Annotated in this window: 19 protein-coding genes; 2 read left to right on the top strand and 17 right to left on the bottom strand. The window is 41.9% G+C overall.

The genetic code is table 11. From position 1 onward, the window contains the following. Nucleotides 1–37: 37 nt before the first annotated feature. The 15 genes from holA to ACLJJ6_RS03880 all read right to left on the bottom strand — a co-directional run bounded on the left by holA (nt 38) and on the right by ACLJJ6_RS03880 (nt 21,258). Nucleotides 38–1,081, bottom strand: coding sequence for a DNA polymerase III subunit delta (gene holA, locus ACLJJ6_RS03950; protein ID WP_412990131.1), 1,044 nt, complete (start codon nt 1,079–1,081; stop codon nt 38–40). Further along, nucleotides 1,059–2,276 (bottom strand): ComEC/Rec2 family competence protein, encoded by a 1,218-nt coding sequence (locus ACLJJ6_RS03945; protein WP_412990130.1) that lies wholly within the window; start codon nt 2,274–2,276, stop codon nt 1,059–1,061. The genes holA and ACLJJ6_RS03945 overlap by 23 nt, the downstream gene beginning before the upstream one ends. Further along, on the bottom strand, nt 2,269–3,312 hold the full coding sequence (locus ACLJJ6_RS03940) for a ComEC/Rec2 family competence protein (protein ID WP_412990129.1): 1,044 nt from the start codon (nt 3,310–3,312) through the stop codon (nt 2,269–2,271). Before ACLJJ6_RS03940 ends, ACLJJ6_RS03945 begins: the two co-directional genes overlap by 8 nt. 10 nt (nt 3,313–3,322) lie before the next feature. Next, nucleotides 3,323–3,805: a ComE operon protein 2 gene (locus tag ACLJJ6_RS03935; RefSeq protein WP_412990128.1), complete on the bottom strand. Its 483-nt coding sequence runs from the start codon at nt 3,803–3,805 to the stop codon at nt 3,323–3,325. 51 nt (nt 3,806–3,856) lie between these two features. Continuing rightward, complete coding sequence (locus tag ACLJJ6_RS03930; protein WP_412990127.1) at nt 3,857–4,624, bottom strand: helix-hairpin-helix domain-containing protein; 768 nt, start codon at nt 4,622–4,624, stop codon at nt 3,857–3,859. 125 nt (nt 4,625–4,749) lie between these two features. Next, nucleotides 4,750–5,796 (bottom strand): SepM family pheromone-processing serine protease, encoded by a 1,047-nt coding sequence (locus tag ACLJJ6_RS03925; RefSeq protein ID WP_412990126.1) that lies wholly within the window; start codon nt 5,794–5,796, stop codon nt 4,750–4,752. A 7-nt stretch (nt 5,797–5,803) separates the two neighbouring features. Beyond that, a complete protein-coding gene (coaD, locus tag ACLJJ6_RS03920; RefSeq protein ID WP_412990125.1) occupies nt 5,804–6,280 on the bottom strand; it encodes a pantetheine-phosphate adenylyltransferase in 477 nt (158 codons plus the stop codon). Beyond that, nucleotides 6,281–6,841 carry a 16S rRNA (guanine(966)-N(2))-methyltransferase RsmD gene (gene rsmD, locus ACLJJ6_RS03915; RefSeq protein WP_412990124.1) on the bottom strand — a complete coding sequence of 187 codons (561 nt, stop codon included), beginning with the start codon at nt 6,839–6,841 and terminating at the stop codon, nt 6,281–6,283. 8 nt (nt 6,842–6,849) lie between these two features. Then, nucleotides 6,850–7,122 (bottom strand): DUF2129 domain-containing protein, encoded by a 273-nt coding sequence (locus ACLJJ6_RS03910; protein WP_412990122.1) that lies wholly within the window; start codon nt 7,120–7,122, stop codon nt 6,850–6,852. 20 nt (nt 7,123–7,142) lie between these two features. Further along, on the bottom strand, nt 7,143–10,574 hold the full coding sequence (locus ACLJJ6_RS03905; protein WP_412990121.1) for a pyruvate carboxylase: 3,432 nt from the start codon (nt 10,572–10,574) through the stop codon (nt 7,143–7,145). Between the two features lie 16 nt (nt 10,575–10,590). Beyond that, the gene (locus ACLJJ6_RS03900) at nt 10,591–11,751 is read right to left on the bottom strand and encodes an FtsW/RodA/SpoVE family cell cycle protein (RefSeq protein WP_412990120.1); all 1,161 of its coding nucleotides are present in this window, start codon (nt 11,749–11,751) and stop codon (nt 10,591–10,593) included. A gap of 343 nt (nt 11,752–12,094) precedes the next feature. Next, nucleotides 12,095–17,902: a mucin-binding protein gene (locus ACLJJ6_RS03895; protein WP_412990119.1), complete on the bottom strand. Its 5,808-nt coding sequence runs from the start codon at nt 17,900–17,902 to the stop codon at nt 12,095–12,097. 383 nt (nt 17,903–18,285) lie between these two features. Next, nucleotides 18,286–20,130, bottom strand: coding sequence for a translational GTPase TypA (gene typA / locus ACLJJ6_RS03890; protein ID WP_412990118.1), 1,845 nt, complete (start codon nt 20,128–20,130; stop codon nt 18,286–18,288). A 61-nt stretch (nt 20,131–20,191) separates the two neighbouring features. Continuing rightward, entirely contained in the window at nt 20,192–20,968 is a 777-nt protein-coding gene (locus tag ACLJJ6_RS03885) for an inositol monophosphatase family protein (protein WP_412990426.1), read from the bottom strand. Then, nucleotides 20,968–21,258 carry a UPF0223 family protein gene (locus ACLJJ6_RS03880; RefSeq protein ID WP_412990117.1) on the bottom strand — a complete coding sequence of 97 codons (291 nt, stop codon included), beginning with the start codon at nt 21,256–21,258 and terminating at the stop codon, nt 20,968–20,970. The genes ACLJJ6_RS03885 and ACLJJ6_RS03880 overlap by 1 nt, the downstream gene beginning before the upstream one ends. A gap of 133 nt (nt 21,259–21,391) precedes the next feature. On the opposite strand from ACLJJ6_RS03880, the gene def reads away from it, so the two are divergent. Then, nucleotides 21,392–21,949, top strand: coding sequence for a peptide deformylase (gene def, locus ACLJJ6_RS03875; RefSeq protein ID WP_412990116.1), 558 nt, complete (start codon nt 21,392–21,394; stop codon nt 21,947–21,949). Between the two features lie 169 nt (nt 21,950–22,118). Here the strand turns inward: def and ACLJJ6_RS03870 are convergent, their stop codons facing one another. After that, nucleotides 22,119–22,538, bottom strand: coding sequence for a hypothetical protein (locus tag ACLJJ6_RS03870; protein ID WP_412990115.1), 420 nt, complete (start codon nt 22,536–22,538; stop codon nt 22,119–22,121). Between the two features lie 242 nt (nt 22,539–22,780). Between ACLJJ6_RS03870 and ACLJJ6_RS03865 the strand changes: the two genes are divergently transcribed. Further along, nucleotides 22,781–22,993, top strand: coding sequence for a DNA-directed RNA polymerase subunit epsilon (locus ACLJJ6_RS03865; RefSeq protein ID WP_412990114.1), 213 nt, complete (start codon nt 22,781–22,783; stop codon nt 22,991–22,993). A gap of 136 nt (nt 22,994–23,129) precedes the next feature. Here ACLJJ6_RS03865 and ACLJJ6_RS03860 read toward each other — a convergent pair whose 3' ends face one another. After that, complete coding sequence (locus ACLJJ6_RS03860) at nt 23,130–24,593, bottom strand: NlpC/P60 family protein (protein ID WP_412990113.1); 1,464 nt, start codon at nt 24,591–24,593, stop codon at nt 23,130–23,132. Nucleotides 24,594–25,080: the final 487 nt, after the last annotated feature.

Here is a 25,080-nt window from a genome sequence, read left to right as displayed (position 1 = left end):
TTTAACAAGAGACTCTATTTTTACAAAGCATACTTGGTTAAGAGATACGAATTTTTTGATCAATAAACTGCAGTAAAAAAAGTTCAAATAATAGTTCTGGGTCTTTTTGCGAGGATTTTAATTGCAGGTCCAAATCTACTAGCCCTGTGTATCCCATTTCTAAGTCCTGTTTGGAGAAATGGCGAGCCGTCTGCATGGCTAATTTCACCCGGTATGGATGCACCTTCAAAGTTCCGGCAATATCTCCCTGTGAGAAGCCCTGCTTTTGGAGGATTTTAACTTGCAACAACAGCCGAAATTGTCCTACTAAAACTGCATTGATCCGTAGTGGCTGTTCTTGCTGTTTAATCAGACTTTGATAAATATCAATCGCACTCTTAGATTTTTTTTGCAAAACGGCATTACTTAGATCAAAGACATTTTGATCTAAGCTTTTAGCCACCAAGGCTTGAACCGAATCTAAAGTGATCTGTTTGGACTGAATGTTATATAACATCAATTTGGGAAGCTCATTCATCATTCGGCTTAATTTTGAATCCGTTCTAAACAAGAGTTGGTCCAGTGCCTCACGCGAAATTTTATAATCCTTTGCTTGCAATCGCTTCTGGATCAATTGACTAATTTGACCTTGATTCAAATTGCCAATTTGAATCGTTTCAGCCTGCTTTTGGAGTGTCTTCACCAATTTCTTTCGTCCATCGAGTTTATCGTAAGGAGCGAGTAAAACAACCACGGTGGAAGCCACGGGGTGTTCAAAATAATTTTGCAACCCCTCAACATCATGGCTAGGTCCCCCCTTATGCCGCTCTCCAGTGAGAAAATAGGGATTTCGAATAAACACAACTCGCCGTTCACCAAAAAATGGTGCCGAAGTGGCATCATCTAAAGCCACACCTAATGCGGTAGTTTCCATGTCGTAATTGCCAATATTCATTTCCTGTTCCTCTTCTGGAACCAAATTACGAAATGCTTGTTGTAATTGTTGTTCGAGGTAATCCTCTTTCCCCAAAACTAAATAAATAGGTTCTACTTTTCCTTTTTTTAGGTTATCAAGTACCTCAGTGTATTGAATTTTTTTCATAGTTCCTCCGCACAAACTGCCAGTTTTTGAAGCTTTTTGTTGTAAATTGGTAACTGATCATTCCTTCGTTGATTGTTGAAAGTGCCTGAATATGCAATTTTTTCAACGTTGCTAGGGTCTCGGGATTCGGATGACCATAATGATTATTTTTCCCGGCTGAGATAATTCCAATTTTAGCATGAATTTGACTCAAATACGCTTCTGCCGAAGAAGTTTTACTGCCATGATGGCCAAGCTTGACAATTGTTGCCTGTAATTTTGGATAATGCGCATTGATTTCTAATTCGCCAGCCTGGTCTAAATCTCCAGAAAAAATAAAATAATCAGATCCAAATTTTCCCCATAGCGTTAATGAATCATGATTTTCACCCTTCCCCGGCTGGAAAGGATGCACAATTTTAAAGGGAAATTTTGGAATCCTTTGATTAGCCAGAACCGGCATTAATTGCGCCTTTTTCAAGAAAGGGGCAACTTTATTCTTAAATCCTCGTGAGGCTTGCATACCCTGTGGGATTAAAACGCGTTTCACCTTCATCTTAGCAAGTAAAACGCCCGCATCCCCCACATGGTCTGCATCTTGATGCGTCAAGCAAAGCGTATCGATTGTGTCCACACCAATACTTTTCAGATAATTCAGCACTGGTGGTTCATGTGCCTTCTGATGTCCCTGTGCCCATTTTGGCTTTAAAAAGCCTACTTTGCCCCCGGTATCGATAACTGTCACCGAACGGTTAAAAGGCATGCGGACCAAAATACTATCCCCTTGGCCAACATCCACAAAGGTCACCTCACCGTTAATCGGAAAATGGATGCCCATAAAAATAAACAAATAGCTTCCCGCTAGCAGGATTGAGAAGGCCTTTTTTTGACTAGGAAATGCCAGCAAACAAAGCGATAAGATTAACAGACTACTAGTCGCTAGAAGACTGGGCTTCCCAAAAGTAATTTGCCCTGGAAATTGGCTAAATAACTTGACCATCTGGTGAAAAAAATTTAGCCCAATTACTAATCCCTGGCTGAGCTGTGGTAACCATCCAAAAGTTGCCACACTAATAAGTACTAACGGTAACACAAAATTCGAAAAAAGCGGAATGATTAAGAAATTAGCAAACGAAGTCAGGATGTGCCACTGATAGGTATGAAATAAAATAATGGGTAAACTAACCAGGTTCAGCAGCCAAGCCCGTTTAAACATAATTTCTCACAAAGATCAATAAGAAAGACAACAAGTAGCTTAATTGCTGCCCGCCCATACTTAAAATAACGTAAGGGTCCACGGCCAAATTCACCAGCAATGTGATACTCCACACGTTTAGCTGTACCTGTCTTTTTTTACCAAGCATCCCTAATTCGGCCATCATAATCGACCGAAATAAACTCCCCGAGCCACCGCCAATAATCAAAAAGGCCGGTAACAGAATGATTAGCAACCAGTTGGTTGTTTCTTTAGTAATTCTGAAACGCAAGAAAATTTGCTTTAATAACCAGCAAAAATAAAAAACATGTAGCCCTGACAAACTGAACAGATGCAAAAGGCCTAGTTTAGTGACGCCCGTCATATCCTCAGCGAAGAACTCGTCTTTATACCCAATTAATAAACTTAAAGCATAGGTCTTCATGAGCCCCGGCAGTTTTTCACAATAAAAGCGCATCTCATTACGCCACGTATGAAGTAGCGCTAGGACATGACTAAACGACACACCAAATGAGATCGGTCGCCAATTTATGATGACGGCTTTCCCCACTGAATTTGTAATTCCCTTTGAAAGACAATAAGCCCGGTAATCAAACTGGTTCCGATTCCCAGGCTTATCAATTGTTTGTAAATCGCCTCGAAGGGTGATCACAACAGGCGTTTTGATTCTCATCATTTGCTGCTGTTCGCGTTGCGTCTTGAAGTAACCCGAAACTAACAAAGGTTGTCGCTTTAAATTACGGCCCGTAAATTGAAAATAATCACCCTGACACTTAATTTCATCTGGCTGGACAAGTAACTGGGTTTGCCAGTCGGTCCGAGGCGTTAGTCGCTGGGTTGTTAAACGCGCATCATGCCATAAAAACAACCCACTAAAAACGACGCCTCCCACTAAAGCGTAACCCACAATTACCTTATCATGCAGATAAATGATCCGAATAAGCCAGTAGCCAAGAAAAAGAATAAAGATCCATAAATGCAGGGTTAGAATAGCATCAAGCAACACTACTAAAATGGTGATAAAAACCCAAGGCAAATTTGCCAGTTTAGTCTTGATTTAAGATTTTATCCATGGAAACGGCCGCAATTTCTTCAGGTGTAAATTTGACGTGTTGCACCTCAACGTGCATACGTTTAAGCAAACCTATCGCGTACACATCATTATGATAATTGCGTAAGTAGTGAATTTTTTTAATACCGGCCTGTAAAATCATCTTTGTACATTGCAAACATGGAAAGTCGGTGACATAAATTTCTGCACCTTCAGTTGCCACACCAAATTTAGCACACTGCAAAATGGCATTCATTTCAGCATGGATTGTTCTAACACAATGGCCATCGACTAAATAACAGCCCTCATCAATACAGTGGACGTCTCCAGAAACTGAGCCGTTATAGCCCCCTGCAATAATACGTTTATCACGCACAATCGTGGCACCTACCGAGAGTCTTTCACAAGTGCTGCGAAGCGAAAGTAAAACTGCTTGTGTCATAAAGTACTGATCCCACGGAATTCTTTTATCACTCATAAAAATGCCTTCCTTCTTTAATGTAAAGTATACCAAAAAAAATTAGCCATACTAGACACTTAGTTGCGCCTTTAAGGCATCAAATGTTTTATCGCCGATGCCTTGAACTTCTTTTAATTCTTCAATACGCTTAAATTTTCCGTGTGTTTGTCGATACTGAAGGATCAAATCAGCTTTTTTATCCCCAATACTGGTTAACGTTTGCAATTGTTCTTTAGTAGCGGTATTTAAATTCACTGTCGTTCCTTTTTCTTCGGAAGAATCATTTGTAGTGGTTGCTGACGTATCCATCTGTGTAGCAGAAGAAGCGGATTCTGAGGCATTCTGATCACTAGGGGTGACATTGGCTTCGACAGTCCCCGTAACCGCTCCTTTGATTTCACCACGAATAGGAACGTAGATAACTTGTTGGTCCGACAACTTCTGTGCCAGATTTATGTGCTTGCGATCGGCTGTTTTGAGCATGCCGCCTGCCAAGTTAATGGCATCATCCACCCGCATCGAGGACTTAACCTTAAAAATTCCTGGACTTTTAACCGCACCTTTAACATCAACATAAATTTCTTGATTACCTGAGGATTGGCTTGCGGCTTGCACTGTGGCAACAGCCGAACTGCTACTAACAACGGTGCTTGAGGACTGGGGGCTTGTCTGCCCATCTTCAGTGCTTTCGTCCAGACCGCTAGTTATCATCGCTGAATTCGTTTGTGAAGTTGCCGTTTTATTGTTGACACCCCATAAAAGAAGCCCACCAATGACCAAAATACCCGCTCCAATCAAAATATATTGTTTATACTTTTCCCATATTTCTAAAATCACATCCTTCACTCCCCTTTCACAATCAAATTACGTCAAAAAAAAGAAAACCTTCGAATAAAATTCAAAGATTTTCAATCTGACTAGATATTGCCTTCTAGTTACTTCTAGTCATACCGTCCATTTCATTAGCTAGTTTTTTTTAAATAATTGATGGCATCGGAAAGGGAGCGCACGGGGACCACTTTCATATTAGGAGCCACACGTTTAGCGGTTCTTTTTGCCATCTGGTAATTCGTTAAATGGTCTGGCTCATACTTTTCAATTAATTTCGTTGGTTTAAGATAAGGCGCAAAAAATACAGTAGCGCCAGCCTTTTTGGCAGCAACAATTTTTTTGTCAATGCCCCCAATTTCACCAACCGAACCATCAAGCGCAATGCTTCCGGTTCCCGCAATTGTCCGTCCTTTACGTAAATTTTGGTTGGTCAACTGACTATAGATCTGCAAGCTAAACATGAGCCCCGCTGACGGCCCTTCAACACCATGCGGGTCAATCGAAACTGGCGTTTTTGTAGTAACTTGGTTGTTATCTGTCAAGCCAATGCCAATTCCCGGCTTGCCGTTAGAAAGACGCACCAATTTACCAGTTGCTTTTTTAGCTTTTCCATGGCGAACATAAGTGATTTGTACTAGATTGCCAACGCCGCGCGCTCTAATTTTTTTCATGGCATCCTCGGCACTAGTTAACTTATGCCCATTCACTTGGGTAATAGTATCCCCAACATGGAGTACCTTTCGAAATTGAGAATTTTTTTCAATTTCAAGCACATAAATCCCTTTAAAGTGAACTTTCACAGCCTGATTTGCTTTGTGATAGGCTGCATAAATCGCTTGGTTAATGGCACTTTTCATATAAAAAGTCTGAACTTTGTTATAGGTTTTACTATCCTGATTGCCCGTCACATCACTAACCGAAACCGTCTCATAATGAGGCATGACTTTCGCATAAACATAAAGTGCTGCTGTCCCTTTCATGATTGAGACCGTCGTCATCCGAAAACTGCCTTTTTGGCGATCACGCTTGTGTGCCACACGAACATAAGGACTTAATCGATCCGCTGTCCCTGGCCCCTCAACATAAAACGGTAAAGGAAACAGGAAAAAAGCCAGAAGAACTAGGATTGCAACTAGCAGCACCCAATATTTTTTTAGAAATTTTCTCATGCGTGCCATCATTTCCTTACCTAAATTTTGCTTGTAATGCTTGGTTCACATTCTCTGGTACAAATTTCGAAACATCCCCATGCATCTTCGCAATCTCCTTGATCATACTAGAAGCCACATAACTATTATTCGGATCCGCTAGCAAAAAAATCGTCTCAACTTTATTTTCTAACTGATGATTCATCGCCGCAATTTGCCGTTCGTAACGGTAGTCCGTTTCATCTCGCAAGCCTCTAACCAACACCGTTGCATTTTGCTTTCGAAACAAATCAACCGTCAGCCCGGTGGTCAGAATTACCGTCACATTTTCCAGCCCGGCCACAGCCTGTTTAATTAAAGTCACTTTTTCGGCTGGCGTGAATAACGCCCGTTTACTAGTATTAGTTGCCACGGCAACAATTAACTTGTCAAATAAGCGGGCCGTTCGTTTAATAATATTTAAATGACCATTCGTCAGAGGATCAAAGCTCCCCGGAAAAATTGCAGTTTTCATTTATTCACCCACTTCAAATCGATAAATACTAACCTCAGTGATGCCATAGTCCTGTCGTTTCCAAAGCTTAAAATCAGGTAGTTCTTCTGGTAGCTTTGCAAATTGATCTGTCTCACAGACAATAATTGCCCCTGGTCGAAGTAACTTCAATGTCACCATTGTGGCCATATTTTGCGTAATTTTTTGTAATTTATAAGGTGGATCCAAAAAGACTAAATCCAATTTAACTTGTTCTTCTGCCAATATTTTCAAAGCACGCTGGGCATCCTGACGCATAATTTCAAATTGCGCTTCAGCTCTGGTAACAGCCACATTTTGCGTAATTGTTTGAATAGCCTGACGCTGTTTATCAACTAAATAAGCCTTCGCGATTCCTCGTGAAACAGCCTCGATACTCAAACCACCACTTCCTGCAAACAAATCCAAGGCTGTTCCGCCCTCGAAATATGGACCAATCATATTAAACATTGATTCTTTGACTTTATCCGTTGTTGGCCGCGTCTTTACACCCGGTACTGCTTTTAAGCGACGACCACCAAAATCTCCAGACACCACTCGCATTTTCTCACCTAATCTTCATTTGTTCGTTTAAAATCTGCTGCTTCATCGTCAAAAACAACCCTTAAATCCCGCCGTGGCGAAATTGAGGCCCGTTTTACGCTGGTCAATTTATTAATTGCGGTACACGCGTTTTCAGCCTGATTGCGGTCTGTATACAACACGGCGTACTTCATACTTCGCGATACATAATACACGATTCCAAAATTTTTCAATTGTTTAACTTGCCGAAAATTGGTTAAATTCACGATGATACTTTCCCGAGGCTGAAGTGTAAATTCCATTTGAATCCTCCTGAAACTCTTTATAATTTTTGCGGTGCTAGTTCAATCAATAAATCGTTCGTCTCTACAACATCGCCCGCATTCACATAGATATGCTTAATCACACAATCCATCGGTGCCTGGATCGTGGTCTCCATTTTCATGGCTTCGGTGACCAATAAATTAGTGCCGCCAGTAACTTTTTGACCGGCATGGACATTGACACTGAGCACCGAACCACTCATGGTGGCCCCAATCTCATTTTGGTTCGTTGGTTCCGCTTTACGCTTGCCAACCACCTTTTCGCGAACACTTGAATCGCGCACCACAATATCTTGTTTCCTACCGTTTACCTCAAAGTACAGGGTTCGCTTGCCCTGTTCATCTACTTCACCGATTTGATTCAACTTAATAATTAAGTGATACCCTCGTCGCAATTCAACGTCAACTGTTTCTCCCGGACGAATCCCTTGGAAAAACGTAGGGGTATCTAAATGTGCAATCGGTCCAGACTTCGCTACAAAGTCATGGTAATCAGTGAAAACCTGCGGATACAGAATGTCACTAATCACTTCTTCGGCGGTTACTGGCCGGCCTAATTGGTTCGTCAATTGTTGTTTGGCAGCGGTAAAATCAGCTGGTTTTGCGAGGCTGCCCGGACGGACAGTGATTGCTGGACGATTTTTGAGAACCATTTTTTGAAGGTGCTTAGGAAAACCATTTACCGGTTGGCCCAGATTGCCTGCAAAGAAGTCAACCACGGACTTAGGAAAATCTAGGTGATCACCTTGAGTCAAAACATCATCGGGCGATAACTTATTTTCAACCATAAATAGGGCCATATCGCCAACTACTTTCGAACTTGGCGTTACCTTGATAATATCACCAAAGAGGTCGTTGACTTGCCGATAAGCTTCTTTAACTTCTTCAAATCGTCCCTTTAGTCCGAGCGCCTGCGCCTGTTGTTGCAGATTCGAATATTGTCCACCTGGCATCTGAGTTTGATAGATGTCTGTCTGTGAGCCCGTCATCCCATTTTCAAAATCGTGATAGAATGGACGCACTCCTTTCCAGTAACGGTTGATTTCTTCGGCATTCTGAATATTTAGACAGGGCTGCCGCTTGGTTCCTGCCATTGCGTAGTATAAACTGCTCAAGCTTGGTTGACTCGTTGTGCCTGATAAGCTACTCGTCGCCACATCAACAATGTCCACACCCGCTTTGGCCGCACTCAAGTAAGTGGCAATCCCATTTCCCGTTGTGTCATGGGTATGCAAATGAATTGGAATTGAAATTTCATCCTTAAGTGAACTAATCAATTGGTAAGCAGCTTGTGGCTTCAAGACGCCTGCCATATCTTTAATTGCCAGGATTTGGGCACCCGCTTGTTCCAACTCTTTAGCCAGCGCCACATAATATTTCAAAGTATATGTTTCTTGATGTGCATCCAAAATATCGCCAGTATAGCACATTGTTGCTTCTGCAATTTTTCCGGTATCGCGAACTGCCTGAATACTTGTTTCCAATTGAGGTACCCAATTCAGACTATCGAAAATTCGAAAAACGTCAATACCATTTTTAGCAGCCAGTTGAATAAACTCCCGTAAAACGTTATCCGGATAGTTTTGATATCCGACCGCATTACTTCCCCGAAAAAGCATCTGTAACAAGGTGTGGGGCATGCGTTTTCTTAACTGGCGCAGTCTTTCCCAAGGATCCTCATGCAAAAATCGGTAGGCCACATCAAACGTTGCTCCACCCCATGCTTCAGCAGAGAATAATTGTGGTAATCCCTGGTCAATTTGAGCTGCGATTGGGAGCATATCATGCGTTCGCATCCGGGTCGCAAACAGACTTTGGTGGGCATCCCGCAAGGTGGTATCCGTCAATAAGAGCTGGTGTTGGTCATGAATCCACTGTTGCAGCCCAGATGCTCCCTTTGCTACTAAAACGTCTTTCGCAGTTTGAACGGTTTGCGGTTCAAGCTTGAGTTTTTCTAAAGCCTCTGGATAATACTTCTTTTCGTGTCTCGGAATGTCGGTGGTACCGTTTACTGTAATGTCAGCCAGATAGTTTAGCAGTTTATTAGTGGTATCTGTCTGACTCCGAACAGTTAATAATGCCGGTGTTTCATCAATAAACGTCGTTGTGGCATTTCCTGATTGAAAGACTGGATGACTAATTACATTTTTTAAAAATCCAATATTGGTATGCACACCGCTAATCATAAATTCATTTAAAACTCGTAGCATTTTTTGAGCTGTATTTTTAAAGGTACTATCATGTACACAAACTTTTACTAACAGTGAGTCAAAGAAGGGCGTAATGACAGCGCCAGTATAAGCATTGCCGACATCCAAGCGAACCCCGTTGCCACCTGGTGAGCGATAAGTTTCAATGGTACCCGTATCAGGCATAAAGTTCTTAGTGGGATCCTCGGTCGTAATTCGACACTGAATAGCAGCGCCTTGATAAGTTAAATCTTTTTGCTGCGGAAAGTGAAGATCAGAAAAAAGGTTTTTCCCCTGGGCAATCAAAATCTGAGATTGGACGATATCACGATCGGTAATCAATTCAGTGACTGTATGTTCCACCTGGACACGCGGATTAACCTCAACAAAGTAGAACTGCTCCTTTTCAACCAAAAACTCGACAGTCGCCGCATTAACGTAATGGACGGATTGCATTAACCGCACGGCCGCATTACAAATTCGTTCCCGCAACTCTTTGGATAGGGAAACACTAGGTGCAATTTCGACGACTTTCTGATTTCGACGTTGTACAGAACAATCTCGTTCAAATAAGTGCAGCACATTTCCAAATGAATCCGCCAGAATTTGGACCTCAATGTGTTTTGGTGAACATAAGTACTTCTCGATGTAAAGCTCATCACTTCCAAACGATTGCATCGCTTCACTTTTCGCACGGTGATAGCTTTCTTCCAACTCAGCTGCTGAATTAACGATGCGCATACCACGACCACCGCCACCCATTGCCGCCTTCAGCATAATTGGAAAGCCATGTTTGTTGGCAAACGCTTTTACTTGCGCAAAACTCGTTACCGGATCACTAGTTCCCGGAATCGTTGCAATACCAGCCTTATGAGCAACGGTTTTGGCTTCCAACTTATCGCCAAACATTTGTAAATGTTCAACATGGGGGCCAATAAAAGTAATCCCTTCGTCCGCACATCGCTGGGCAAAATGTTCATTTTCAGATAAGAAACCATATCCGGGATGGATTGCATCCACCCCGTTTTCTTTGGCAATTCGGATAATATCTTCAATATCCAAATAGGCTTCCACCGGTTTTTTACCGGCACCAACCTCATACGCCTCATCTGCTTTAAAGCGGTGAACCGAAAGCGCGTCTTCCTTGGCAAAGATCGCCACGGTCTTTAGAGAAAGCTCTTTACAAGCACGAAAAATTCGCGTAGCAATTTCTCCACGATTGGCAACTAATACTTTTTTCACGAATACCCCTCCCGTTCTATTCTCTAACTAGTTTTAATTTTGCCGCTTTTTCACGCTGCACGCCGGCACTGACGTTCAATAAAATCCCCATGGCTACAGATAAAACTAACATACTAGAACCCCCATAACTAATAAACGGGAAGGTAACCCCAGTAATTGGTAACAGTCCAGTAACTCCGCCAATGTTGAAAACGGTTTGAACCGTAAGATAAGTAGCTAATCCATAGCACACTAGTGTTTCATACATTTTATTCGCATGAATTCCCAACCAGATCGCACGGGCAACAATCACGAGAAGCAAAACTAGAATCAAACTAACTGTGATTAAACCCAATTCCTCAGAGACAACAGCCATGATGAAGTCTGTGTTAGCTTCAGGAAGATAGCCCTTTTTTTGAATGCTGTTTCCGAGCCCAACGCCAAATATTCCGCCATTTCCTAAGGCGTAATAGGAATTAACTAACTGATTACCGGCACCCTTAGCCAGTTCAAATGGATGGGCAAATCCCACAATTCGCTGCAGCATATAATTCTTGGTATGGATGTTGATTCGTGATAATAACGGCAAAATGACAAACATGAACCCGGCCACACCAAGTAAGATAATCCCTATTCCTTTACGGTAATCAATGCCACTAGCAAAAAAGATAATTAGGGCAATCGCAAGGTTGATGGTGGCACCACCCAAATCATGCTGAAGCAAAATGGCAATCACAAACACCAACGACATAATGAGTGGCGCCCGATAATAATGCTTCGGATCAACCGTTAACTGATCACTGTGCTTCGAAAGCATATCTGCTAAATAAAGGGTCAAAAAGATTTTTGCTACTTCGGCAGGTTGAATACCAAAGGATCCCAAGTAGATCCAACCCGTAGCACCATTTGTAGACGTTCCCCAAAGGAGCAGGTAAATAAGGGAAAGGACCATGCCAATTGCAAAGATTTTCAAGAAAGTTGAACTACGTAATTTTGAGAGTTTCAAACTAAATACGAACGCGGCTACTATAAATCCAATCAGCACAAACGCCAGTTGCCGGAAGAGATAGCTTGAGGCACGAATTCCATTAATAATATAATAATCAGCACTGGAAGAGTACACCATGATAATTCCAAAAATACAAAGGATAATATACGGTACGACAATAAAATAGTCTAAATACTTGAACTTCTTCATTAAAAATAACCACCTTAAGTTCCAAAAATTACAGTGCTAACTTTGAACATTATAGCATATGTAACTGCTGACAAAAATTAAGAAAAGGGCTATTTTCTCCGTTTCAGAAGTCTATTTTTAAGCACTTTCACAATAGCAGCACAAAAAAAGACGAGGTTGAAAAAATCTCCGGTCACTTCCGGTCTTAAACTTCGATAACCGAAATCAGGGGCAAGGTTAACTTCTCTGCTTAACGACGGAGGCCGAATGATTCAAATAACGAATCATTCGGCCTCCTAGTTTATGCGCAAAGTTAATCCATTTTTTCACGCTCGTCTTTTATATTTAGACCAATTTTATTAGGTTAATCTTCGTCACGTTTGCGACGTTTGATACCAACTAAACCAAGTAAAGCTCCAATGAATGATAAGCCTATGATTGCACCTGTTTCATCATTTTGTTCATCCGTCTGTGGTAGCCGCGTCGCTTTAGTTTGATCAGTTGCAAAGTGTTTATTTCCAGTTCTAAGAACAACTTTGTTTGTGGTGCCTAGTTTTCCAGAAATCTTGACTTGTTCACCCTTTGAATTAGTCTTAGTTGATTGCCGAGGACCATTTTCAACTTGTGAACCCTTGTTAGTCTCAGGTTGGGTTTCTTGGTTTTCGTGATCCATGACATTTCCGTCTTTGTCAACAATTGTAACTAATGTCCCCTGTCCATTGCCCGAATCATGAGTTAAGGTTACAACGCCCTTTGGTTCGTCATTATGAACAGTTGTCTCTCCAATCGTAACGGTTTTCCCTGGGTTAACAGTTACAGTTGGCAATGGCTGCTCACCATGAGGCGTTTCCACTACCGTTTCGACACCAGTATCCACATCAACATGCACGTGCGTCTTATCACCATCTGGCCATGTCTTATTTACATCCGTAACTTCACCTTCTGGATTCTTGGTTACGGTTGTTGTTCCGCCATCAGGATCTTTAGTCGTAGTAACTGTCCCAACAAACTTGTAGAGAACTTCTTGATCTGCAAGTTGTGTTGTGCCGGCTCGGTAGCTTTCAACTTCACTATTGGTTAAGTCAACGCCTGCAACTTGCGTTGGATTTGCCTGGTAATTTTCGAGTTGTGGACTATCTACTTCTACAAACTTATTGCTGCCAGACACAACCCAATCGGTGTAGCCAAGTAATTCACCCGTCTTTGTATCAACAATTGCTGAGCGTGTGTACGTATTTGTCTGCGTTACAGCTTTTGGAGTTGCCGGTACATTAGGGTTGTTACTTGCTTGGACGACATAAGAAATAGTTCGACTAATGGTTTGTGATAAATCGTCAGCTGTAATCACTGGCATTTTTGGCCCATTAGGATTGCTTGGGTCGACTGGTTGTGTCGGATCAGTTGGTTGTGTCACCTTAACAGTGTCATCCGCAGTGTAGATAACTGTCGTATCTGCTGATTGAGCTTCAAAATCACTAATCTCATCATTGCTCAAATCGGTTGCCGCTACGGTTGTTGGAGCAGCTGTATAACCTAACACCTTTGGACTCTCAACTGCAGTGAAGCCGTCATTCGTGTCATTGTCATCATCACTTGTGACTAGCGTCCAATCACCGTAACCGAGTAATTCACCCGTCTTCGCATCTACTGTTGCAGTTCGTTCATAAACCGCCGTTTGCGTCACAGCTGTCGGAGTCTGTTCGCCTGCACCTGTGTAAGTGATCGTCCGACTAATCGTCTTGTTCAGATCCTTTTCACCAACGCCTTCTGGATAGGTTGGTCCTTCCGGATTGCTTGGATCGATTGGATCTGTTGGATCCTGAGGATCCTTTGGATCAACCGTCACCGTTGCATCTTTCGTGTAGGTAACTGTCGTATCTGCTGATTTAGCTTCAAATTCACTAATCTCATCACTACTCAAATCTGCTGCCGTTACCACACTTGGATCAGCTGTGTAGCCTAACACTTTTGGACTTGTTACTTTGGTGAAGCCGTCATTCGTGTCATCGTCATCATCACTTGTAACTAGCGTCCAATCGCCGTAACCGAGTAATTCACCCGTCTTCGCATCTACTGTTGCAGTTCGTTCATAAACCGCCGTTTGCGTCACAGCTGTCGGAGTCTGTTCGCCTGCACCTGTGTAAGTGATCGTCCGACTAATCGTCTTGTTCAGATCCTTTTCACCAACGCCTTCTGGATAGGTTGGACCTTCCGGATTGCTTGGGTCGATTGGATCAGTTGGATCCTTTGGATCTTTAGGATCAACGGTCACGGTCGCATCTTTCGTGTAGGTAACTGTCGTATCTGCTGATTTAGCTTCAAATTCACTAATTTCAGTATTACTCAAATCTGTTGCCGCTACGGTTGTTGGAGCAGCTGTGTAGCCTAACACTTTTGGACTCTCAACTGCAGTGAAGCCGTCATTCGTGTCATTGTCATCATCACTTGTGACTAAGGTCCACTCGCCGTAGCTGAGTAACTCACCCGTCTTCGCATCGACCGTTGCAGTTCGTTCATAAACCGCCGTTTGCGTCACAGCTGTCGGAGTCTTGTCGCCAGCACCTTTGTAGGTGATTGTTCGGCTGATGGTCTTGTTCAGATCTTTTTCACCAAGACCTTCTGGATAGGTTGGACCTTCCGGATTGCTTGGGTCGATAGGATCGGTTGGATCCTTTGGATCTTTAGGATCAACTGTCACCGTCGCATCTTTCGTATAAATAACGTTAACAATATCATCAGTTGGCTGCTTTCCTTCTACCAGCACAACTGCTTTTGGATAGGAGGTTACTACATTAGATGGTTCAGCAGTATAACCCTTAATTGTTGGTATATTAACTTCATCGTAGTAACCTTCTGGTGTCCATGATGTTTCACCAGTTGTCTTATTCGTAACTGCTTTGTATACGACATTTTGAACAACATCCTCTGGTGTTTGTAAACCAGCACCGCTGTGATGAATTGTCCGCGTTACCGTTACTTCACTTACCGGATTTGTTTCACTACCATTGTTGTGTTCTATTTCAGCATCAGCTGTGTAAACAGCATTAATCGTGCCACCATCAGCTGGAATTTTCTCTAATGTTGTCGGTTTTGTATAGCCTTTGATCGTAGGCAAAAGGGTAATATCAGCATCTTCTCCTGGCACACCAGATGCTTGAATCGCCTTACCAATTAAGGTGCCATTTTTATCAACCGGCTGAATGGTGTATGAAACTTCTGGTTCACCAAATATAAAAGTGACTGTCCCACCACTTTTATCGTAAGGAACAGTGTATGAAGTAGCTCCATTAAGGGCGATTTCATCTGTATTAGAAGCAGCGGATACAATCAAGGTCTGGCCCACATCCAAATCAAATGTAATTGGATTGTCATCAGATAATGCCAAATCTGTTCCTGAATCCACAACATTGCCATTTGAGTCATCTATTTCATAAGAATAGGTTGCCGTACTTGGTGCGTTAACGGAAGCAACCGTCTCCGTTCCAGCAGTTTGTTTCGTAATTGGATTGTATGGCACATTAACCGTGCCACCATTTTCTGGAATTACGATTGTGGTCGAATTCGGCGTTGTGTATCCCGTCACTGTAGGTAAGCTACTAATATCAACCGTTTCTCCGGCAACACCGTCTAATGTATCCGTTGGATCACTAATGGGCGTATCTGTGACACTCAGAACCGTTGTCCCATCCTCACCATAAACAACCACCCGGCTTACCGGTTGAAGGACATAATTGACCTCACCGGCAGGGGCATTGACAGTATTGGTGTAAAAATCTGCTAAATACTGAATTGTCTGTAAACTGACCGTATTCGCAACATCATGCTGATTCGAATCTGTCGTATTTTCACTATAATCGAGAGTTAAAGTTCGGGTATTATCATCATTCTCAGCATAACCTTGAATTTCACCATCACCAGTAACCGCTTGTTTGCTAGCCGTTGCCCAGACTGCCTTTAAATAGGCATCGTTATCAAAAACACCATCCGTTGTGTATTGCGCTTTTGTGACTTCAGTTCCGTTAGCTTTATCCTCTAAAGCAGCTTTATAAAATGGATAAATATAGTTATAAACATCCCATGCACCTTGTTGAAAAGTTTCTAAAGTTGTGTCGGTAGGAATCGTGTAACTGCTGCCCGTCAAAGCTTCAATTTTCGCTGCCTCAATTTGACTTGGGTCTGTAATCGTTGACATATACGCTACCATTGCATCAGTATTTTTGTACATGGCATCAATAACTTGGTACTTACCTAGCATCGCATATCCATAAAGAATTTTAACCAATGCTTGTGAATAGGTCACATACAAGCTATCAAATAGTGAAAAGTTCGGATAAGCAATTGCATTTCCGCTCTGGGTAGCATCGTTATAGGCTAAAGTTTGGCCATCAGTTGTATCTGAACCACTAATAGCCCCAACATACACACCCAGCACATCGCTACTGCTAAGCGCCGCAAGAATGGAATACTTTTGATAGAGCATACTGATTTTTGGCACTATGCTGGTCAATGAAAACTTTCCATTAATTGACATCAATGCCTTAGCTAATTGATACGATTGTTGGCCTGTTTCACTCAAGATGTCGTCAATACTACTATAATTTGTCATCGTTTGAGTATCAGAAACGGTATCAACCGCAGGCAGCACTTTATTAATAACGTACTCTTCGGCACCAGGCACGATAGCCCCAATATAGAGGGAAACAATCCCATTAATGAAAGTCTGGAGGTTTGCACTTTGATCTGCGGTCAGCGTCGTACCTGATGGTGTTGCTGAGTCCATATTCCAAGAAGTCGGGACACTAAACGAATCTGACCCACTTGGTAAATCTGTAGTCCCCCCGTTTCCAGCTGGATAATAATCATTTTTGACAAATTTCGAAGCTTGTGTAATCAATTGATTAATATCCAATCCGGTAGCATCATCATAGGCATCTTGCGCCATTTGGGCTAAGTCATCATCACTCAAGTTACCTAAATAACTTATTAAAGCATTCAAATAACTGTTTGGTGATGAGATGAAATAGTAGTAAACAAATGAAGCTGCATTTGCTTCGGATTCTAAAGTACTTTCATTTGTCGTTGTACTTGACTGAATCGCTGTGAAAAGGTGATAGTTATCTGGATTAGCTTTTGCATCTGCTTTAAAATAATTATCAATTTCGTCAAGGGTCGCTGACTTTCCATTCAGCATACCGGTCCCCACAGCCGTAATCCACTCGAAGTCAGCCATGGTATCAGCACCAGCTATGCTATTTAGCACAGTAGTATAAACATTACTAGATGTATCACTACTATACGTAATCGGACCAGCAGTGGTTGCATCCGCATCCTTAGCCGTAATCTTTACAGCTCGTTTGATTTGCGAATCATCTACGACCTGTTGTACAAGCGCAATATCGTCATAGCCGGATGGTAAAGCAATCAATAAAGAACCGTCGCTTTCAACGGTCACAGTTGAGCCACTCGGTAATTCTGATTTCAAAGATGCCAGATTTGCTTGGTCATCATCGGCTGAACTAGAAGCTGCAGCACTCGCTGTTTCTGAAACCGCACTAGAACTAGCCAAACTAGTTTCCTGTGCGTTCGCTGTACTGCTGGCAGTAGCAGAACTCGTGGTCACAGCAGAAGCAAGATTCTCAGATGAAGTACTAGCACTTGCTTCACTGGCCGACGACGACCCATTATTTTCAGAAGCGGCTGCTGAGCTTTCCTTTGTTAGCGAACTGGCACTCGAAGCAGCTGCACTACTTGTTTCCGAACTGGTACTAGTCACACTGCTTGAAGCGCTAGTTGTTGAAGTCGCCGACGAAGCGCTTTCACTAGTGGCAGACGGAACGGACTCCGTTTCCGCGCTACTTACCTCCTCGGTTTGGGAAGCCTTTGTGACTGACGCTGACGTTGAACTTGACGCTGCCGAAGAAGGTGTTGACGTATCAGATGCTGACGTTGCAATACTACTACTTACCACTTCTGTACTTGAAGTGCTCTGCGACACAGTATCCGCATTGACACTTAAAGTACTAAAGTACATCCCGGAACCAAAGAAGAGGACGGTAATTCCAGCATATAGCCAGTTTCTCCCAGCTTTATACATTTTAAAATGTTCTTTTCTCTGAGCGGTATCCTGTAATAATTTAGATCGCTTAGATCTTATCTGATGATTATTCAACATATCATCCTCACTCCTCAAATTTATACTAAAATAACCCCGTAAGCGTACTAATTATAACACCAAATTTCCAGGCGTGTATTAAAAAATAGGGTATATCCTTGTATATGTTTTTATTTAAACCCTATTCATAGCCTAATTTACCCACTTTATCCCCTTTTATATTTCTTTTATATGACAAATTTACCATTTTAATTTTTATCAAGTAAAAAAGACGATCTAATTAACCCTATTAATTGATATCCCGGCTAACTTCATGAATAGCAATCCATTTTTTAAGATATAATTGTAGTTTTTAGGTTAACGAATCTTTACGTTTTAAAAACTAGGAACACTTTTCGAAAAAAAAAGAACCTCAAGATTGAGATTCCTTTCAGATAACTTATTTATTTCTTTGAAGCCGTCTTACGCCGTTTAGCATCTTTTTCACGTTCATTGGTATTGAGCAATTGTTTCCGTAAACGCACATGTTCTGGCGTAATTTCACAATATTCATCTTCATTAATGAACTCAAGTGATTCTTCAAGAGTTAGGTGCGTTGGCGTCTTGATTTTAGCCATGTCATCAGAACCAGCTGCCCGCACGTTAGTTTGGTTCTTACCACGAGTGATATTAACTGAAATATCATTTTCACGGTTATTTTGACCAACAATCATACCTTCGTAAACTTCAGTTCCTGGATCTACGAAGATTGTCCCTCGGCCTTCAATTCCCATAATCGCATACGTTGTAGCTTTACCAGAATTGATTGAAACTAAGGTTCCGTTACGGCGACCCGGATTCCAATTTTTAATCACTGGTAAGTATTTGGAGAAGGTGTGGTTCATAATCCCGTAGCCGCGCGTCATGGATAAGAAATCAGTTGAATAACCAATTAATCCACGTGAAGGTGCCAAGAAAGTCAAACGCGTTTGACCATTATCGGTAGTTTCCATGTTCTGCATCTCGCCTTTACGCTGAGACAAACTGTCAATGATTGAGCCCGTATATTCATCCGGCGTATCAATTTGAACAGATTCGAACGGCTCGCATAACTGACCTTCAATTTCCTTATAAATAACTTCTGGACGGGAAGCTTGCAATTCATAACCTTCGCGCCGGAGTGTTTCAATCAGAATCGAAAGGTGTAATTCTCCACGGCCAGAAACAATCCAAGCGCCTGGATCATCAGTGTCTTCTACCCGTAAAGAAACATCCGTGTGCAATTCCAACTTCAAACGTTGCTCCAATTGTCGTGAAGTCACAAATTTACCCTCACGACCAGCAAATGGTGAATTATTTGTCCGGAAAGTCATTTGTAAGGTTGGTTCGTCAATCCGTAAAAGTGGTAACGCTTCTTGATGAGCAGGATCAGTGACCGTTTCACCAACGAAGATATCTTCCATACCAGAAACCGCAATTAAATCGCCAGCTTTTGCTTCGTTAATTTCCAAACGTTTCAGCCCAAAGAACCCAAAGAGTTTGGTAACACGGAAGTTCTTAACGCTGCCATCCAACTTCAAGACAGAAACATTGTCCCCGACTTTGACTTTACCGCGGAAAATGCGACCGATGCCGACACGGCCAACAAAGTCGTTATAATCCAACATGGCAACTTGGAATTGCAAAGGCTCGTCGCTATTATCAACTGGAGCTGGAATTGTCTTTACAATGGTATCAAACAAAGGCTTCATCGTGTGTTCTTGATCTGCAGGATCGTCTGAGTAACTTGAAGTTCCATTTAAGGCACTTACGTAAACGACAGGGAAATCAAGCTGTTCTTCATCTGCACCCAGTTCAATGAATAAATCAAGGACCTCATCAACAACTTCGGCCGGACGTGCACCAGGACGGTCAATTTTATTAATCACCACGATTGGTGTCAAATGTTGCTCTAAAGCCTTTTTCAACACAAAACGGGTCTGTGGCATCGTTCCTTCGAACGCATCCACAACTAATAAAACGCCGTCAACCATGCGCATAATCCGTTCAACTTCACCACCGAAGTCCGCATGCCCTGGGGTGTCCAAGATATTAATCTGTTTATCCCCATACTTAACTGCTGTATTCTTAGAAAGAATCGTAATTCCCCGCTCACGTTCGATCGCATTAGAATCTAATGCCCGATCCTCAATATGGGTATGTTCGTCTAATGTATCTGATTGTTTTAACATTTCATTAACCAGCGTTGTTTTACCGTGGTCAACATGGGCAATAATTGCGATATTTCGAATATCATCTCGTCGTTTCAAAAGTGTTTCTCCCTTTCCTGGTATCTCCATAAAAAAACTGCGACTAGTTGTCACAGTCAGACTACCTAATCATATTTAGTATATCTTTTTGTGTGTTCTTGGTAGATACTAATACATCATTTGATGATAGCATATCAACAGGCGTGCCGTCAACTTTTGTCACTAAAAGTCCTAATTCTTTTGCTAAAACATTTCCGGCAGCGAAATCCCACGGCATTAAATGTGAAATATAGCCATTTTGCTTTCCCATCAGGACTTGGATAAATTCGATCCCAGCGCTCCCGATAATCCGGACTCCTGAACTAGCAGCATCAATTGCCTGTAAGTGATATTTGTCATGGACTAGCATGGGACCACTAACCCCTAACAAGCCGTCACGTAAAGCCAAATTGGCCGGAGCCTTTAACTGTCGCTCATTGGCAAAGACACCCAGCTGCGGTCCCCCACCGTAGATGATATTACGCATAACATCCATAATATAACCAAGAACGCCTTTACCGTCAATGTAGAGGCTGATCATCATCGCAAAATTGTCCCGTTGTTTGACAAAATTGAGCGTGCCGTCCAACGGATCAATAATCCACACATGTCCGTGCATATCAGTCACGTGATCCCCAGAACCTTCTTCACCTAATATTTTGGCTTGCGGATCAAAAGCACGAATGGCCGCGACAAATCGTTTCTCGTTTTTTTTATCAATATTAGTCACTAAATCTTTGCGACTAGTTTTCTCTTGAACCGTCAACGGATCATCCAACTCGGTTAAGATTTCTGCACGTACTGCCCGGAGCCATCCCCGAATCATGGTATCCATCTGGCGTAATTTTTCTATTTCGATCATCTTTCTCCCTTTTGTAACGGACCAATTCGTTTTTTGGTCGTTGTTCTTGCCGCTTTAATGGCCAAATACATGTCAAAACCAGAACTTTTCAAAAATTTTTTTGTCAGTTGTTTTTCTTCAGCCTTACTTTTGACAATTTGTTTAAACTCACGGTACTGGCTGAGAAAAAGTGCACGATCAATGCCATTCAAAAAGGCGGTTTCTACCGCAGTATAAAACGCCACCACCGTCGTAATGTCTTCAATCTCCCATTCCGGTTCTAGCGGGTAAGCATAATTCAAATCCATTCCGTATCCTCTTTCTAAAACTCAGTTAGCTCTATTTTACCTCTTTTAAGAAGCTTTTAAAAATGTTACACCCGTTTTTATTAATTCTAAGTATGGTAAAATAATTTTGAAGAAACATATGGAGGTTTTAATCGTGATAAAAATGAAAGACATTACGCGGGATGGAGATCCCGTCTTACGCAAACGTGCAGAAAAGGCCGTATTTCCTTTAACTGCAGAACAAAAAAAACTCGCCGAAGACATGATGGCTTATTTGGTCAACAGCCAAGATCAAGCAATCGCCGAGAAATATCATTTACGTGCTGGAGTTGGGCTTGCCGCTCCTCAAGTCGGCGTTTCATTACAAATGGCTGCCGTCCTTGTTCCCGGCGAGAAAGATGACGCGCCGTTGCTCAAAGAAACCCTCGTCAATCCCGTCATCATCAGCGAATCCGTTCAAGTAGCCGCTTTGGAAGAAGGCGAAGGTTGTCTTTCTGTCGACAAAGAAATCCCGGGATACGTTCCGCGCCACGACCGGATTACGATCAAGTATCAAACTGTGGATGGCGAAAACAAAAAAATCAAACTGAAAGATTATCCTGCCATTGTCTGCCAGCATGAGATTGATCACCTCAAAGGTACCTTGTTCTATGATCATATCGATAAAGCTAACCCATTAAATATTGCTGACGATGCAGTTATTATTGGTTAAAAGCGAGTAAAAAGTGTTTGAACTTCGAGCATAGCAAACAGAAGCCGAATGATTCCTTGAATCGTTCGGCTTCCGTCGTTAAACGAAGAAGTTAGCGTTTTTTTCAATTTTGTTATTAAAGTTAGGCGACTTCAAGAGGCTGGAAAATTTTTCCAGCCTCTTTCTACGATTATTCGACTTTTTTCAAGTCTTCAATATATTCACGTGTCGGTTCGTTAACCACGTTAGCAACATCGACATGAAGTTCCTCGTGGTAAAGCCAAATATCCGTCACATAAAAAACGGGATATTCGTATTTGCTTGATAAGCCCTGTGATTTTGCATAGCCCTCAATTAATTGATTGATCTGAACCCGTAAAGGCTTTAATTCAGATTTTTTAAGCGCTGTTTTGCCAAAAGAAAATTCAAAAGCAAGGACCCCACGTCCCCAAATATCAGAAACCAACTTCGGGACAGCCGTTGGTTCATCTTTAGCCACAATTTTTTTATCCACCAACATCGTGGCAACACTCACCATCGCTTGGCCGACCGCTTTTTGACTAGCAGTTTGCACAACAATCAAAGCTTGTTTTCGTTTCCAACGCCGCATCAAATACCCGGCAAGGAGGACTATCAGAAGAATGCCAATCAAAACCATTAATCGGATTGCAACTCAGCTCCTTAATTTGATAACTTTATTTTAGCATAAATTTGAAGGTGCCCACCTGCAGTACATAGTCATTTCTATACTTAAGCGGTTCGGTATGCTAAAATAAGTCTGTTATGGACTACCAGCAACGGCTTTTGCCGCGTTGGTCGAAAATTTTAAATTTTTTTAAAGGAGCTCTCAATATGGTTTTTAAAGTTTTGTATCAAACATCAGCGGAAACAACCCCAAAAAGAGAAACAACTGAGGCACTTTATTTAGAAGCCGAAACTAAAGAAGACGCTATTCAGGCTGTTGAAAATAACACCGAATACAACATTGAATTTGTCGAACCGCTCGAGGGTAACTCACTTGAGTATGAGCAGCAAAGTGCCAATTATAAACTCACAACCTTTTAGCTAAAATGTCATTTTTTCAAAAAAGAACCCCAAGCAGTGGCTCATCAGCCGCTACCTGGGGTTCTTTTGGATCTCTCTTCTGAAAACAAAAAACTTCAGCAAATTATGCTGAAGCTTAGAGTCGCGCTTTAATAATCTATTTAACTGTCCCGGCAAAACTTGGTGCGAAGTAACTGCTGATTGTTTCAACTTCGACGTTTTGTCCCGGTTGTGGTGCTGCAACATACTGATTGTTACCAATGTAGATTGCGTCGTGATAAGTAGCACCCTTAGCACCCCAGAACAAGATATCACCAGGTTGAGCTGCTGAAACTGACTTCGTTGTGACATAAGCTTCTTGAGCTACTGTGTTATGTGGTAAGGTAATGCCAGCTGCATGTGCATAAACGTAAGCAACCAAACCAGAACAATCCATGCCACTCAAGCTTGAGCCACCCCAAACATATGGAATGTTTGCATTAGCCAGCTTGACTGCCAAACCAACAACTGAGCCTGTCGTTAAATTAGAATTGCTTGTTGTCGCCGTTGTCTTTGTTGAAGCACTCGTTGCTTTTGTCTGACTACTTGACTTAGCAGCAGATGTACTACTACTTGTCGTTGTCTTTGTTGAGCTAACTGATGAAGTCTTAGTCGTCTGACTGACTGATGAGCTTGCTTTATAGGCAGTAGAAACTGTTTTAGCACTAGACTTTGCCACTGAGCTTGAAGCACTTGAGCTAGGTTGTGTAGCCACCGCTTGTTTGGAAGAACTTGTGCTCGTGACAGTACTTGAAGAAGCCGCAGACACTGAGCTCGCACTTGTTGTTGCTTCGCTTCTTGGTGCTGCTGACGAAGCTTGACTACTACTTGCAACAGCGGTTGTGTCAGCTGAAGTTGATTCAGAAGGTGCTGCTGCACTGCTTTGTGAAGAACTTTCGCTGCTAACTGAACTAGCAGAAGTCGAAGTCTCCGTTGTACTTGAAGCGGTACTTGAGCTTTCACTAACTGAGTTTGCTGAAGATGAAGTCTCACTGCTAGCCGAAGTCGAAGCAACAGCTGCTTTGCTTGAACTAGACACGGAAGCAGAGGAAACAGCACTCGAAACTGCTGAACTAGCTTGTGCAGTTGAAGAAGGTGCCTTGTATTGAACCGTTGCAGCTGAACTTGAAGTCTTAGCAGCCTCACTACCACTAACAGGAACTTTTAATTCTTGTCCCACAAGAATTAAGTTGCCGTTTAAGTTATTTGCACGTTTGATCGCAGCAACGCTAACACCCTTGTCCTGAGCAATTTGCCAAAGACTGTCACCTGATTTAACGGTCACTTTTATGTATTCTTTAGAACTTGTTTGCTTAGCTTGTTTATCACTTGTTCCAGGAATTTCAACTTTTTGACCAACAAGGATTAAATGTGATTTTTGATTAATTTTGTTTAAGGTTTCAATACTCTTAATTGAAACGTTGTACTTTTGCGAAATGCCCCAAACCGTATCATTTTTAACAACTTTAACTGAATCGGCATTAACGCTTTGTGTAGCTCCAGCAACAAACAGACCAGCTGCTCCTGCGACACCGGCAAGAACTACCTTTGTTTTTTTAGAATTACTGTGTGACTTACTCATATAATCCACTCCTTTAATTCACTCTCTAAAGCTATAAATAATCATTTTTTATAATTTAGATGAATCTTATGAAAATTACTAGGTGTATTGTATCACGAAGTTTTTCAAAAAAACAGTCTTTTATACATCTTTTTTTCAGTCCAAAACATTAAAATCGCGTGAAAGCTTGCCACTAAAGTTGTTAAGGTATCCGTTTTCCTTTTAAAAAATTTAAACTTTTTTTCCACGGAATCTTAAACAGAACGCCTGTTTTGGCTAGTGTTACAAACATGTTACAAGAAAACCGGATTGTGACAAATCCGTGTAACATTCGGCAAAAAAACGGAAATAATTCTCTGCTTGCAAATGTATATTATTTCTATATTTTTGATTATTATGCATGTTTATTCATTCGCAATGCTGGCTGGCGACAATAACCTTAACCCAAAGGCGACTGCCATTCTGCCAAGGTAACCTATCTCAAACGACCAAGCTGCTTTTGTGAGGC

This window comes from Pediococcus siamensis (assembly GCF_047220215.1).
GTDB classification, from domain to species: Bacteria; Bacillota; Bacilli; order Lactobacillales; family Lactobacillaceae; genus Pediococcus; species Pediococcus siamensis.
The sequence above is the reverse complement of the archived record's forward strand: the minus strand, read 5'-3'. Positions and strand labels throughout refer to the sequence as shown.